Origin of the sequence: Pelomonas sp. CA6 (genome assembly GCF_022549225.1) — a bacterium.
Lineage (GTDB): Bacteria > Pseudomonadota > Gammaproteobacteria > Burkholderiales > Burkholderiaceae_C > Roseateles.
Genome location: NZ_JAKZFD010000011.1, coordinates 193,585 through 208,777, shown reverse-complemented (window position 1 = coordinate 208,777; position 15,193 = coordinate 193,585). Strand labels below are relative to the sequence as shown.

3 protein-coding genes are annotated in these 15,193 nt (G+C 73.3%); all 3 read left to right on the top strand.

What is annotated here, in order from left to right; translation table 11 throughout:
* Position 1 precedes the first annotated feature (1 nt).
* Genes LZ017_RS18510 through LZ017_RS18500 form a run of 3 tightly spaced genes read left to right on the top strand, consistent with a single transcriptional unit; the run spans position 2 to position 15,098 of the window.
* On the top strand, positions 2 to 11,698 hold the full coding sequence (locus LZ017_RS18510; protein WP_308194085.1) for a non-ribosomal peptide synthetase: 11,697 nt from the start codon (positions 2 to 4) through the stop codon (positions 11,696 to 11,698).
* Entirely contained in the window at positions 11,695 to 13,293 is a 1,599-nt protein-coding gene (locus LZ017_RS18505) for an MBL fold metallo-hydrolase (protein ID WP_241398388.1), read from the top strand. Before LZ017_RS18510 ends, LZ017_RS18505 begins: the two co-directional genes overlap by 4 nt.
* The gene (locus tag LZ017_RS18500) at positions 13,290 to 15,098 is read left to right on the top strand and encodes an ABC transporter ATP-binding protein (protein WP_241398387.1); all 1,809 of its coding nucleotides are present in this window, start codon (positions 13,290 to 13,292) and stop codon (positions 15,096 to 15,098) included. The genes LZ017_RS18505 and LZ017_RS18500 overlap by 4 nt, the downstream gene beginning before the upstream one ends.
* Positions 15,099 to 15,193 lie beyond the last annotated feature (95 nt).

Here is a 15,193-nt window from a genome sequence, read left to right as displayed (position 1 = left end):
CCTGGCGGCGCTGTGGGCCGAGCTGCTGCAGCTGGAGCGTGTCGGCCGCCACGACCATTTCTTCGAACTGGGCGGGCATTCGCTGCTGGCGGTGACGCTGATGGAGCGCATGCGCCAGCGCGCGCTGTTCGCCGACATCCGCACGCTGTTCGAGCGGCCCACGCTGGCCGCGCTGGCCGACGCGGTGGCCGAGGCGCGCGCGGCGGGACAGGGCGAGCTGCGGGTGCCGCCCAACGGCATCCCGCCGGGCTGCACGCGCATCCTGCCGGAGATGCTGAGCCTGATGCCGCCGGGCAGCCTGGACCTGGCGCAGATCGACCGCATCGTCGCCGGCGTGCCCGGCGGGGCCGCGAATGTGCAGGACCTCTATCCGCTGGCGCCGCTGCAGGAGGGCATCCTCTTCCATCACCTGCTGCAGAAGCAGGGCGATCCCTATCTGCTCAGCGCCACGCTGGCCTTCGACAGCCGCGCGCGGCTGGACGCCTTCCTCGCCGCGCTGCGGCAGGGGATCGCGCGCCATGACGCGCTGCGCACCGCGATCGCGTGGGAGGGGCTGGCCGAGCCGGTGCAGGTGGTGTGGCGCGAGGCCACGCTGGTGGTGGAGGCGCCGGCGCTGGCGCCGGACGCGGGCATGGACATGGCCGGCGCGTTGCGCCGCCACGCCGACCCGCGTCGGCGCCGCATCGACCTGCGCCAGGCGCCGCTGATGCGCGGCTTCGAGGCGCACGACCCGGCGTCCGGCCGCTGGCTGCTGCAGCTGTTGATGCACCACATCGTCACCGACCACACGACGCTGGATGTGCTGTTCGACGAGATGGCGCTGCTGCGCGACGGGCGGGGCGACGAATTGCCGCCGGCGCTGCCCTTCCGCAACTTCGTCGCCCAGGCCCGCCTGGGTGTCAGCACCGAGGCGCACGAAGCCTTCTTCCGCGCCATGCTGGCCGACGTGGAATCGCCCAGCGCGCCCTATGGCCTGGTCGACATGCTGGGCGACGGCGCCGACGTGGACGAGGCGCGGCTGCCGCTGGACCCCGCGCTGGCGCGGCGCCTGCGCGCGCAGGCGCGACGGCTGGGCTTGAGCCCCAGCAGCCTGTTCCACCTGGCCTATGCGCAGGTGCTGGCGCGCGTCAGCGGGCGCGACGACGTGGTCTTCGGCACCGCGCTGTTCGGCCGCATGCAGGGCGGCCAGGCGGCCGACCGCGTGCTGGGCCTGTTCATGAACACGCTGCCGCTGCGCCTGCGCCTGGACGAGCGGCCGCTGGCGCAGGCGCTGCGCGACACCCAGGCCCAGCTCGCCGCGCTGCTGCACCACGAGCACGCGCCGCTGTCGCTGGCGCAGCGCTGCAGCGGGGTGCCCAGCTCGCTGCCGCTGTTCTCGGCCGGCTTCAACTTCCGCCACAGCCGCGCGTCGCAAACGCCCTGGCCGGGCATGGAGGTGCTGCATGGCGAGGAGCTGAGCAACTTCCCCGCCGTGCTGAAGGTGGACGACCTGGGGCAGGACTTCCTGCTCACCGCCGATACCCGCGCGCCGATCGACCCGATGCGGCTGTGCCGCTACATGCACACCGCGCTGGCCAACCTGGCGCAGGCGCTGGACGAGGCGCCGCAGCGGCCGCTGCGCGCGCTGGAGGTTCTGCCCGACGACGAGCGGCGCCTGCTGGTGCACGACTGGAACGCGGCGACCGTGCCCTATGCCACGCAGTCCTGCATCCACGAGCTCTTCGAGCGGCAGGCCGCGGCGCGGCCCGACGCGACCGCGCTGGTGGTGGATGCGCAGCGGCTGAGCTATGCGCAGCTCAACGCACGCGCCAACCGGCTCGCGCACCAGCTGCTGGCGCTGGGCGTCAAGCCCGACATGCGGGTGGCGATCGCGCTGCCGCGTGGCGTCGACATGGTGGTCGCGCTGCTGGCCACGCTGAAGGCGGGCGGCGCCTATGTGCCGCTGGACCCGGCCTATCCGCCCGAGCGCCTGGCCTTCATGCTGGACGACAGCCGGCCGCGCGTGCTGATCACGCAGGCCGCGCTGCAGGACCGCCTGCCGGCCAGCCGCGCGCTGATGTCGGCCGCGGTGCTGGAGCTGGACGCGCCGCAGCCGTCCTGGTCGGCGCTGCCGGCCTACAACCCCGATCCGCGCGCGCTGGGCCTCGCGCCTTCGCACCTGGCCTATGTGATCTACACCTCGGGCTCCACCGGCACGCCCAAGGGCGTGATGGTGGCGCATGAGGGGCTGTGCAGCCTCGCCGCCGGCCAGGTCGGCAGCTTTGCCGCGGGGCCGGACAGCCGGGTGCTGCAGTTCGCTTCGTTCAGCTTCGACGGCTGCATCTTCGAACTGGTGCTGGCGCTGGCCCATGGCGGCAGCCTGCACCTGGTGGCGCGCGAGCTGCCGCTGGCCGGCGAGGATCTGCTCGCCGCGCTGCAACAGCACCGCATCACGCATGCGATCCTGCCGCCCGCGGTGTTGGCCACGCTGCCGCCGCAGGCGCGGCTGGAGGATCTGCGTCTGCTGGTGATGGCCGGCGAGGCCGCGCCGCAGGCGCTGGTGCGGCGCTTCGCGCCGGGCCGCCGGCTGATCAACGGCTACGGGCCCACCGAGACCACGGTCTGCGCGACGCTGCAGCCCTGCGTGCCGGGCGAGGTCGACGAGGGGCAGGACCCGCCCATTGGCCGGCCGATCCCGAACAAGCGCGTCTATGTGCTGGACGCGCAGGGGCGGCCGGCGCCCATCGGGGTCGCGGGCGAGATCTGCATCGGTGGCACCGGCATCGCGCGCGGCTATCTGAACCGCGCCGAGCTCAGTGCCGAGCGCTTCGTGCCCGACCCCTTCGCGGCGGAGTTCGCGGCGGCCGGCGCCGGCGCGCGGATGTACCGCAGCGGCGACCTGGGGCGCTGGCGCGCCGATGGCCGGCTGGAGTTCGTCGGCCGCATCGACCAGCAGGTGAAGCTGCGCGGCTTCCGCGTCGAGCTGGGCGAGATCGAGGCCCGGTTGCTGCGGCTGGCCGGCGTGCGCGAGGCCGTGGTCGTCGCGCGCGAGGACGAGCCGGGCGAGAAGCGGCTCGTGGCCTATTACGTGGGCGGCGGCGAGGCCGATGCCGACGCCGCCACGCCCGAGGCGCTGCGTGAACAGCTGGCCGCGAGCCTGCCGGAGTACATGGTGCCGGCGGCCTATGTGCGGCTGGCGGCGCTGCCGCTGACGCCCAACGGCAAGCTGGACCGGCGCGCGCTGCCGGTGCCCGAGGACGCGTCCTTCGGGCTGCGCCGCTACGAGGCGCCGCGGGGCGAGCGGGAGACCGCGATGGCCCAGGCCTGGGGCGAGCTGCTGGGGCTGGAGCGCGTCGGCCGCGGCGACCATTTCTTCGAGCTGGGCGGCCATTCGCTGCTGGCGGTGCAGCTGATCTCGCGTCTGCGCCAGCGCCTGGGGCTGGAGATGGAGCTGTCCACGCTGTTCGCGCATCCACTGTTGAAGGACTTCGCGGCGCAGGCCGACGAGGCCGCGCGGCGCGACCCGGCATCCGCCGTGCCGGCGCTGCGGCCGATGTCGCGGCCGGCGCGGGTGCCGGTGTCCTTCGCGCAGCAGCGGCTGTGGTTCATCGCCCAGCTGGGCGAGGCGGCCAGCCAGGCCTATCACATGACCGGCGGCCTGCGCCTGCGTGGCCGCGTGGACGAGGCGGCGCTGCGCGCCGCGCTGGACCGCATCGTGCAGCGCCACGAGGCGCTGCGCACGCACTTCGAGCGGGTCGAGGGTCAGGTCTTGCAGTGCGTCGCCCCGCAGGCCGGCTTCAGCCTGGCCAGCCACGACCTGCGTGGCACGCCCGATCCGCAGGCCGCCGTGGCGCACTGGGCGCGCATCGAGGCGCAGACGCCGCTGGACCTGGGCACGCGGCCATTGTTCCGCGGACGTCTGCTGCGTCTGGACGAGCAGACCCAGGTGCTGCTGCTCACCCTGCACCACATCATCGCGGACGGCTGGTCCATGGGCGTGCTGGCGCGCGAGCTGGGCGCGCTGTACGCCGCCTATGCCCGCCCCGGCGCGGACCTCGCCACGGACCCGCTGCCGCCCCTGCCGGTGCAGTACGCCGATTACGCACTCTGGCAGCGCGACTGGCTGTCCGGGCCGGTTCTGCGGCAGCAGCTGGACCATTGGCAGCGCCAGCTCGCCGGCGCGCCGGTGTGCGTCACGCTGCCGACCGACCGGCCGCGCCCGGCGCTGCAGGACTTCAGCGGGCGCAGTCTGGGCTTCGCGCTGGACCGCGGGCTGAGCGACGCGCTGAAGGCGCTGTCCCATCGCCACGGCTGCACGCTGTTCATGACCCTGCTGGCCGGCTGGGCCGCGCTGTGCGGCCGCCTGGCCGGCCAGGACGAGGTGGTGATCGGCTCGCCGGTGGCCAACCGCGGCCGGGCCGAGCTGGAGCCGCTGATCGGCTTCTTCGTCAACACGCTGGCGCTGAGGCTGGGCGTGGCCGGGGCGCAGAGCGTGGCCGGCCTGCTGGCGCAGGTGCGCGAGACCGTGCTGGCGGCGCAGAAGGCGCAGGACCTGCCCTTTGAGCAGGTGGTGGAGGCGCTGCAACCCGAGCGTTCGCTGGCCCATGCGCCGGTGTTCCAGCTGATGTTCGCGTGGCAGAACCTGCCCGCCGAGCCCTTGCAGCTGCCCGGCCTCACGTTGGAGGAGCTGCCCGAGCGCGAGGACCGCAGCACGCCCTTCGAGCTGTCGCTGACGCTGCGGGAGAGCGAGGCCGGCATCCACGGCACGCTGGAATACGCGACCGCGCTGTTCGACGCGGCGAGCATGGAGCGCCACCTCGCGCTGTTGCGCCGCCTGCTGCAAGGCATGGTGGCCGACGACGCGCAGGCCGTGGACCGCATCGCCATCCTGGATGAGGTCGAGCGCCACCAGCTGCTGCAGGCCTGGAACGACAGCGACCGGCCGCCGCCGCGCGCGCAGGGCGTGCACGAGATGTTCGAGCAGCAGGCCGCGCTGCGGCCCGACGCGACGGCCCTGGTGCACCAGGCGCATCGGCTCAGCTATGGCGATCTGAATGCCGAGGCGAACCGGCTGGCCCACTACCTGCGCGAGCTGGGCGTCGCGCCGGACGAGCGGGTGGCCGTCTGCCTGCCGCGCAGCCCGGTGCTGCTGGTGGCCATCCTTGCCGTGCTGAAGGCCGGAGGCGCCTATGTGCCGCTGGACCCGTCCAGCCCCCCAGAGCGCCGCGCGCTGATGCTGCGCGACTGCACACCCATGGCGCTGCTGACCGAGCAGGCGCTGCTGGACGGGCTGCAGGTGCCCGACGGCGTGCAGGCGCTCGCGCTGGACGTCAAGCGGCATCGCTGGGCGTCGTTGTCCGCGTTGAACCAGGACGCGCTGCTGACCGGGCTGCGGGCCCGGCACCTGGCCTATGTGATCTACACCTCGGGTTCCACCGGCACGCCCAAGGGCGTGATGGTGGAACACCGCAGCCTGTGCAACCAGGTGATGGCGCTGCAGCAGCGCTACGGCCTGGCGCCGTCCGACCGCGTGCTGCAGTTCGCGGCGGCGAGCTTCGACATGTCGGTGGAGGAGATCTTCGGCGCGTTGTGCAGCGGCGCGACCCTGGTGCTGGCGACGCCGGACTGGGTGTCCGACGCGCAGGGCTGGTGCGCGCTGGCGCGCGACGCCGGCCTCACCGTGGCCAATCTGCCGACGCTGTTCTGGCAGCAGATCGCGCTGGCGCCGCAGGCGCCGCTGCCGGCCTCGCTGCGCCTGCTGGCGATCGGGGGCGAGGCGGTGAGCGAGGCAGCGCTGGCCGCCTGGTGGGCCCGGCCGGGCCATCGCCCGGCGCTGTTCAACGCCTATGGCCCCACCGAGGCCACGGTGAACGCCAGCGTGCTGGCCTGCCATCCGCAGGCGCATCCGCGCTCCATCGGCCATCCGCTGGCCAACATGCGCCTGTATGTGCTGGACCGCCATGGCGAGCCGGTGCCCGTGGGGGTGCCGGGCGAGATCCACATCGGCGGTGCCGGCGTGGCGCGCGGCTATCTGAACCGCGAGTCGCTGACGCGCGAGCGCTTTGTCGCCGATCCTTTCGCCGGCGAACCCGGGGCGCGCCTGTACCGCAGCGGCGACCTGGGGCGCTGGCTGCCCGACGGCACGGTGGAATTCCTCGGCCGCAACGACCACCAGGTGAAGATCCGCGGCTTCCGCGTGGAGCTGGGCGAGATCGAGGCCCGGCTGGCGCGCGAGCCGGCGGTGCGCGAGGCGCTGGTGCTGGCGCGCGACGACCTGCCGGGCCACGCCGGCGACCGGCGGCTGGTGGCTTATCTGCTGGCCGGCGATGGCGTGGATCTGGCGGCGCTGCGCGCATCGCTGGCGCGCGACCTGCCGGAGGTCATGCTGCCCGCGGCCTTCGTCTGCCTGCCGGCCTGGCCGCTGACGCCGCATGGCAAGCTGGATCGCCGGGCCCTGCCGCTGCCCGATGGTGCGCAACTGGCCGCGCCGCGTTACGAGGCGCCGCAAGGAGCGGTGGAGCAGACGCTGGCGCGCCTCTGGGCCGAGCTGCTGGGCTGCGAGCGCGTCGGCCGGCAGGACCATTTCTTCGCGCTGGGCGGGCACTCGCTGCTGGCCGTGCAGCTGCTGGAGCGCATGCGTCGCGAGGGGCTGGGGGTGGACATCCGCGCGCTGTTCGCCAGCCCGCGGCTGGCCGCGCTGGCGGAGGCCGTGGTCATGGAGCCGCAGCCCGGCGCGCCGGGCGTGCGGGTGCCGTCCAACGCCATCCCGCCGGGCTGCCGCGCACTGCGGCCGGAGATGCTGCCGCTGGTCGCGTTGGAGCCGGCGCAGATCGAGCAGATCGTCGCGCAGGTGCCCGGCGGCGCCGCCAACGTGCAGGACATCTACCCGCTGGCGCCGCTGCAGCAGGGCATTCTGTTCCACCACCTGCTGCAGCGCGAGGGCGACGCCTATCTGTCCTCGGCCACGCTGGCCTTCGACTCGCGCGCGCGCCTGGATGCCTTCGTCCAGGCGCTGCGGCGCGTGGTCGCACGCCACGACGTGCTGCGCACCGCGGTGCTGTGGCAGGGCCTGCCCGAGCCGGTGCAGGTGGTGTGGCGCGAGGCCGAGCTGGCGGTGGAGGAGCTGGCCCTGGACGGCGACGTGGCCGCGGCGCTGCGCGCGCAGGCCGACCCGGCGCACACCCGGTTGGACCTGCGCCGCGCGCCGCTGCTGCGCCTGCTCGCCGCGCCGGACGCTGCACAGGGCCGCTGGCTGCTGCAGCTGCTGGAGCACCACCTGGTGACCGACCACGCGACGCTGGACCTGCTGTTCCACGAGTTGGCCATGATCCAGGCCGGGCGCGAACAGGAGCTGCCCGAGCCGGTGCCCTTCCGCAACTTCGTCGCGCAGGCGCGGCTGGGCGTCAGCCAGGCCGAGCACGAGGCGATGTTCACCGAACTGCTGGGTGACGTGGACGGCCCCACCGCGCCCTATGGGCTGATGGATGTGCAGGGCGACGGCCGCGAGGTGCGCGAGGCGCAGCTCAGCCTCGACGCGGACCTGGCGCGGCGGCTGCGCCGGCTGGCGCGCGCGCAGGGCGTCAGCTGCGCCAGCCTGTTCCATTGGGCCTGGGGCCAGGTGCTGGCGCGCAGCAGCGGGCGCGACGACGTGGTGTTCGGCACCGTGCTGTTCGGTCGCCTGCAGGGCGGACAGGGCAGCGCGCGCGCGCTGGGCCTGTTCATCAACACGCTGCCACTGCGCATCCGGCTGGGCGCCGTCCCGGTGCAGCAGAGCCTGCAGAACACCCACGAAACCCTGCTGCGGCTGCTGCGCCACGAGCATGCGCCGCTGTCGCTGGCGCAGCGCTGCAGCGCGCTGCCGGCCTCCACGCCGCTGTTCTCGGCGCTGCTGAACTACCGCCACAGCCCGCAGGCGCAGGACGACGCGCAGCCGGGGCTCAAGGGCGTGGCGCTGGTGTACGCGCAGGAGCGCAGCAACTACCCGTTCATCCTGTCGGTCGACGACCTGGGCGAGGGCTTCTCGCTCAGCGCGCAAATCGCCGAGCCGATCGGCGCGGCGCGCGTCTGCGCGCAGATGCTGCAGGCGCTCGACAGCCTGGCCGACGCGCTGGAGCGCGCACCGCAAACGCCGTCGTATGCGCTGGAGGTGCTGCCGCAGGCCGAGCGCCAGCAGCTGCTGGTGGACTTCAACGCCAGCCGCCATGCCGGCCCGCGCGAACTGTGCCTGCACCAGCTGGTGGAGCAGCAGGCCGACCTGCATCCGCAGGCCATCGCGGTGGCGCACGAGCACGGCAGCCTGAGCTACCGGGCCCTGGACGACGAAGCCAACCGGATCGCCCAGCATCTGCGCCGGCTGGGCCTGCGGCCGGACGAGCGGGTCGCGATCTGCCTGCCGCGCGGTGCGGCGCTGGTCGTCGCCATGCTGGCGGTGCTGAAGGCGGGCGGTGCCTATGTGCCGCTGGACCCGGCCCATCCGCGCGAGCGCCTGGCCTTCATGCTGGCCGACGCGCTGCCGATGGCATTGCTCACCTACGGCGCGCTGCTCGAAGGTCTGGACCCGCCGGCCGCGCTGCCGGTGCTGCGGCTCGATGACCCGCAACCGCCCTGGCGGGACGAGCCGGCGACGCGGCCCGACGCCGCCGCGGTGGGCCTGATGCCGCGCCACCTGGCCTACGTGATCTACACCTCGGGCTCGACCGGCACGCCCAAGGGCGTGATGGTGGAGCAGGGGGGGCTGGTCAATCTCGTCAGCTGGCATTGCCAGCGCTTCCCGCTGCGGGTGGGCGAGCGCAGCAGCGGTCTGGCGGGGCTGGCCTTCGATGCCTGTTCCTGGGAGGTCTGGCCACCGCTGTGCATGGGCGCGACGCTGGCGCTGGCGCCGGCCGACGCCGACCCGCAGCAGCTGCTGACGTGGTGGGAGGGCCAGGTCTTGCACAGCAGTTTCCTGGTGACCGCGCTGGGCGAACTGGCGCTGCAACGGCGCCGCTTCAACCCGGCGCTGCGCCACCTGCTGATCGGCGGTGAACGGCTGAACCACCGGCCGGCCGCGGACCTGCCGTTCGAGCTGGTCCACTGCTATGGACCGACCGAGACCACCGTGATCGTGAGCGCCGGCCGGCTGGAACCGGACCTGGGCGGCCACGCGGTGCCGCACATCGGCCGGCCCATCGCCAACGCGAAGATCTACCTGCTGGATGCCCATGGCCAGCTGGTGCCGCGCGGCGCGGTCGGCGAGATCTGCATCGGCGGCCCCGGCGTCGCGCGCGGCTACCTGAACCGGCCCGAGCTGACGCGTGAGCGCTTCCTGCCCAACCCCTTCCCGGGCGAGCTGGGCGGGCGCCTGTACCGCAGCGGCGATCTGGCGCGCTGGGGCGAGGACGGCACGCTGGTGTTCCTCGGCCGCAATGACCACCAGGTCAAGATCCGCGGCCTGCGCGTGGAACTCGGCGAGATCGAGGCGCTGCTGCGCCAGCAGCCGGGCGTGCGCGACGCGGTGGTGCTGGCGCGCGAGGACGATGCCGGGCATTCCGGCGACCGGCGCCTGGTGGCGTACGTGGTCGCCGAGGCGGACACGGAAACGGGCACGGACTCCGACACGCCGCCCGCGGCGCTGGAGTCCGCGACGCTGCGCGAGGCCCTGGCGCGCCGGCTGCCCGAGGCCCTGGTGCCGGGCGTCGTCCTGCGGCTGGCGGCGCTGCCGCTGACGCCCAACGGCAAGCTGGACCGCCAGGCGCTGCCCGCGCCGCGCGACCACGACGCGGCCGTGCGCCCGGCCTACGCCGCGCCACAGGGGGAGCGCGAGCGCCTGCTGGCCGCGCTGTGGGCGCCGCTGCTGCAGCGCGAGCGGGTGGGGCGCGACGACGATTTCTTCGCGCTGGGCGGCCACTCGCTGCTGACCATCCAGCTCGTCGAGCGGCTGCGCGAGCAGGGCCTGCAGGTGGAGCTGCGCGGCCTGTTCGAGGCGCCGCGGCTGAAGGACATGGCCGAGCGCCTGTCGGCGGTGGCGCCCGCGTCGGCGCTGCCCGAGGAGGTTGTGCCGCTGCGCCTGGGTGGCACGCGCCGGCCGCTCTTCTTCCTGCACGAGCCGACCGGCGAGGTGCTGTCCTATGAACGGCTGTCGCGCCATCTGGGCGAGGACCTGCCGATCTATGGTCTGCGCGCCTCCCGGGCCGACGCGGCGACGCAGCGGGACCTGGTGGCGCTGGCGCGCCGCCACCGCGACGCGATACGGCAGGTGCAGCCGCAGGGGCCGTACCGGCTGGCGGGCTGGTCGGGCGGCGGCCTGCTGGCCTACGAGATCGCGCACCAGCTGCTCGCCGAGGATGAAGCGGTCGAGTTCATCGGCCTGATCGACAGCGCCCGGCCCGGCTACAAGCCGGCCGAGCCCATCCCCGACGAGCTGGGGATGCGCTGGGTCTTCCTGGAGGTCTACGCCGCCTATCTGGACCCCAGCCTGGACATGCTGGCGATACGCGCGCTGCAAGAGCACATGGACCTGGAACAGGCGGTGGCCCATTGCCGCGAGCTGGGCTGGCTGCCGGACAGCTTCCGCCTGGACGAGCTGGTCTGGCGCTCGGCGCGCTTCGGCCGCCTGGTCCACGCCTGCATGGACTACCGGCCGCCGCCGCTGCCGATGCCCCTGCATCTGTTCACCGGCGAGCCGGTGCCGGGCAGCGATCCGTCCATGGGCTGGGAGGCGCTGGCCGGCCGCCACCTGCGGCTGCGGCCCATAGGCGGCACCCACAAGACCGTGATGGAGGAGCCGCACAGCCCGCGGCTGGCGGCGCAGATCCGCCGCGCGCTGGACGAGGCCGAGGCCGATCCGGCACTGAGCGCCGCTGCGCCGGTCAAGGCGCTGATCCCCTTGCAGTCGGGCGAGCGCGGCGTGCCGCCCTTGTACTGCGCCCCCGGTGCCGGCGGCAACGTGACCTGCTTCCTGCCGCTGCTGCAGGCGCTGGGGCCGCGCACGCCGGTGATCGGGCTGCAGAGCCGCGGCCACGACGGCGGCTCGGTGCCGCACGGTTCGGTGGAAGCGGCGGCGCGCGCCCATGTCGCGGAGTTGAAGGCGGCGCAGCCGCAGGGGCCGTACCGCCTGCTGGGTCACTCCTTCGGCGGCTGGGTCGTGTTCGAGATGGCGCGCCGGCTCGCCGCGGCCGGCGACACGGTGGCGCAGCTGGTGCTGGTGGACTGCGAACCGCCCGGGCCGGTGCGCGCGTCGGACCGGCTGCGGACGCTGGCGCTGTTCGTCGAGCTGCTGGAGATGGACCGCGGCCAGCCGCTGCGGGTCGGCGAGCTGGCCGGTCTGGACGAGGCGGCGCAGGAGCAGCGTTTGCTCGCCGCGCTGGTGGCCGCGGGCGTGATGCCCGCGCGCACGCCGGTGCACAAGCTGCAAGGCCTGTTGCGCGTCTTCGGACAGCACCTGAACACCGGCTACCAGCCCCCGTCCGGCTACGACGGCCCGGTGCTGCTGCTGCAGGCCGAGCGTTCGGAGACCGAGCGCGACGCCCACGACCCGCCGCGGCTGTCCAACGCACAGAAGCTGCAAGCCTGGCGCGCGTGGGCTCCGCGCCTCGAGGCCGTGCTGCTGTCCGGCAGCAACCACATGAGCGTGCTGAAAGACCCGCATGCCGGCCGGATCGCGGCGCTGCTGCTGCGGCAGACGTGCGCGCTGCCGGAGGGCGCCATCCCCGTTTCCAACCCCATCAGCGAGGTGAAATGAAGACCAAGACGCTCAGCGCGCTGGACTTTGGCGTGCGCAACGTGCCGCTGGTGAACGCCTGGTTCGCCCATCCCTACCTGGTGTCGCCGCTGACCTTCGGGCTGTACACGCGCCATTCGCATCTGGCGATGCTGGAGTCCTTCCTCGACGACCCCGCCCAGCACCGGGAATCGGCCCGCCGGCCCGAGCTGCTGGGCGGCCCCTTCATCAACGACGACGGCGACCCGGCCGACATGGCGCACTTTCGCGACCGCACGCTGGAGCGCTGCGCGCCGCAGCTGCGCGCAGCGGACGCGATCAACGCGATGTTCCAGATGCTGCAGACGCAGGCCAAGGGCGCCGGCGTGCCGCCGCTGTATGCGCAGATCGACCCGCTGATCCGCCCCGGCGTGGAGCTGGCCTACGACGTGGCCAAGCAGCCCAGCCCGCGCTTCATCGAACCGGTGTTCTACGGCGGCCCGCTGTGCGACCCTTCGCTGCAGAGCTGTGTGCTGGAGCGCGCCAGCGACCAGCCGCGCAGCTTCATCCTGAGCACGCCGCAGATCCGCCGCAGCGAGGCCTCGGTGGCGCTGCAGCTGCCCTTCGGCGACCCGTTGTGGAACGAGCTGCATGGCGGCACCGAGGACCTGCCGGCGCTGCTGGAGCGGCTGCGGCCCCACCTGGCCGACGCCGCGCGCGAGCTGCCGCTGCTGCGGTCCATGATGCGCGAGCTTGGGCCCGGCGCCGCCCGCGACACCGGCCCCGCCGACGGCGTGCGCATCCGCTATTTCGGCCACGCCTGCGTGCTGATGGAAGGCGCCGGGATCTCCCTCCTGGTCGACCCGCTGCTGAGCTATCCCGGCGAGTCGCGCCTCGAGCACTACACCTTCGACGACCTGCCCGAGCGGCTGGACTATGTGCTGATCACGCATCCGCACCAGGACCACATCGTGTTCGAGACCCTGCTGCGCCTGCGGCCGCGCGTGGACCGGGTGGTGGTGGGCAAGTCCGGCGGCGGCAGTCTGCCCGATGTTTCGCTGAAGCTGATGCTTCAGCACTGCGGCTTTGAACGGGTGATTGAGCTGGGCGAGTACGAGACGCTGGACATTCCCGGCGGGCGCATCGTCGGCGCACCGTTCTACGGCGAACATGCCGACCTGGACGTCCGCGGCAAGCTGGCCTTCGGCGTCCAGATGCGCGAGGTCGGCTGCCTGTTCTTCGCCGACTCCAACCCGCCGGAGCCGGAGTTCTACGAACCGCTGCGCCGGCTGATGCCGCGCGTGGACTGCCTGTTCCTGGGCATGGAATGCGTGGGCGCACCGGCCACCTGGCTCTACGGCCCGCTGCTGCAGAAGATGCTGACCCGCGGCGAAGACCAGTCGCGCCGGCTCGATGGCTGCAACGCGGACAAGGCGTTGCGCATGCACCGCTTCTTCGAACCCCAGCGGCTCTTCATCTACGCGATGGGCGCCGAGCCCTGGTTGACCCATCTCACCAGCATCCTGTACTCGGAAGACTCGACGCAGTTCCGCGAAGCCCGCGAGGTGGAGCGCACGCTGCGCGCGCAGGGCCGGCAGGCCGAGCTGCTGTTCGGCCAGCGGGAGCTGCTGCTGTGAGCGCGGACCGCCCGCCCCGCGCGCCGTACTCGCTGTGGGGGCTGGTGCGCCGCGCGCGACCCTCGCTGAGGCTGCTGGGCGCCGCCGCCGCGATGGCGCTGCTGGCCGCGGCCGGCCAACTGGCCTTTCCCATGCTGACGCGGGAGCTGGTCGACGACATCGCGGCCGGGCGCGACATCACGCCGCGGGTCGCGGGGCTGGCGCTGGTGCTGGCCGGCGCGGCGCTGGCCTCGGCGCTGTCGTCCTACCTGGTGGCGCGCGTGGGGCATGGCGTGGTGGCCGGCCTGCGCCAGCAGCTGGTGGACAAGACGCTGTGCCTACCGGTGGCCGCCTTCGACCGCGAGAGCAGCGGCGAACGGGTCAGCCGTGTGATCAGCGACTGCGACGCGATCGCGGGGCTGGCCACGCGCCAGTTCGTCAACCTGCTCACCGGCGTGCTGATGCTGGCCGGCTCGGTGGCGGTGCTGCTGCTGCTGGACCTGCACCTGACCTTCACGCTGCTGTCCTGCATTGCCGCGGCCTTCGTCGTCGTGATCCCGCTGGCGCTGCTGCTCGAAGGGCTGGCGCGCCGTACCCAGGACCACACGGCGCGGCTGGGCGGCATCCTCACCCATGTGTTCTCGGAGATACGCCTGGTCAAGGCCTTCACCGCCGAGTCGCGCGAGCAGGCGCGGGCGCGCCAGGAGATCGGCGAGATCACGCGGCTGGGCCTGCGCAGCGCGCGCATCAACGCCGCGCTGGAGCCGCTGATCAGCCTGGCGCTGACCGCCGCGGTGATCGCCGTGCTGGTGGTGGGCACCTCGCGCGTGAGCCGCGGCGAGATCAGCATCGGCACGCTCACCGCCTTCATCCTCTACATCTTCAGCGTCGCCGCGCCGCTGATCCAGCTGACCAATTTCACCGCCGAGCTGCAGAAGGCGCGCGGCGCCTCCGGCCGCATCGCGCGCCTCTTGATCGAACCGGAGGAAGACCGGCGGGCCGCCGATGCGGCGCCCGGCATGGGCGCGGGTTTGGCCTCGGCCCCGGGCGCGCCGGCGGCCGCGCTGGAGTTCCGTGCCGTGTTCTTCGCCTATCCGGGCCAGTCCGGCCTGGTGCTGCAGGGCGTGAGCCTGAGCTTTCTGCCCGGCACGACGACGGCCCTGGTGGGCGCCAGCGGCCAGGGCAAGACCACCATCCTGTCGCTGATCGAACGCTTCTACGAACCGGTGGCCGGCAGCATCCTGTACGACGGCCGGCCCATCGCCGACCTGGCGCTGGGCGACTGGCGCGCCCGCATCGGCTATGTGGCGCAGAACGCGCCCATCATGCCCGGCAGCGTGCGCGACAACATCGCCTACGGACTGGCGCGCCGCGTCAGCGACGCCCAGCTGCGCGAGGCGGCCGAGAAAGCCGGCGCCTGGTCCTTCATCGAGCAGATGCCGCTGGGGCTGGACACGCCGCTGCTGGAGCAGGGCAACAACCTGTCGGGCGGGCAGCGCCAGCGCATCGCGATCGCGCGCATGTTTCTGCGCGACCCGGCCATCCTGATCCTGGACGAAGCCACCTCCAGCCTTGACAGCGAGACCGAACACCAGGTCCGCCAGGCGCTGGCCGCCTTGATGCGCGGGCGCACCAACATCGTCGTCGCGCACCGCCTGGCCACCGTGATGGGGGCCGACCGCATCTACTTCCTGGACGGCGGCCGCATCTCCGGCATGGGCAGCCACGACGAACTGATCGCCAGCCATCCCTACTACGCGCGGCTGGTGGCGCGGCAGTTCCAGGCGCCGCGGGGGGAGGGGGAGGAGCGCAGGGTTGGGCGGTGAAGGCGTGGCTGGCGCTGTTGCGCTGCGAACATGTACGGACTGACGACGTAGCAGCCCGATTCCTGTGACCTGCCTACGGAACTTGTAGCCACTCA

Bases quoted from the DNA above. Each gene is read 5' to 3' on its own strand.
- LZ017_RS18505 (WP_241398388.1), top strand. From the start codon at position 11,695: ATGAAGACCAAGACGCTCAGCGCGCTGGACTTTGGCGTGCGCAACGTG.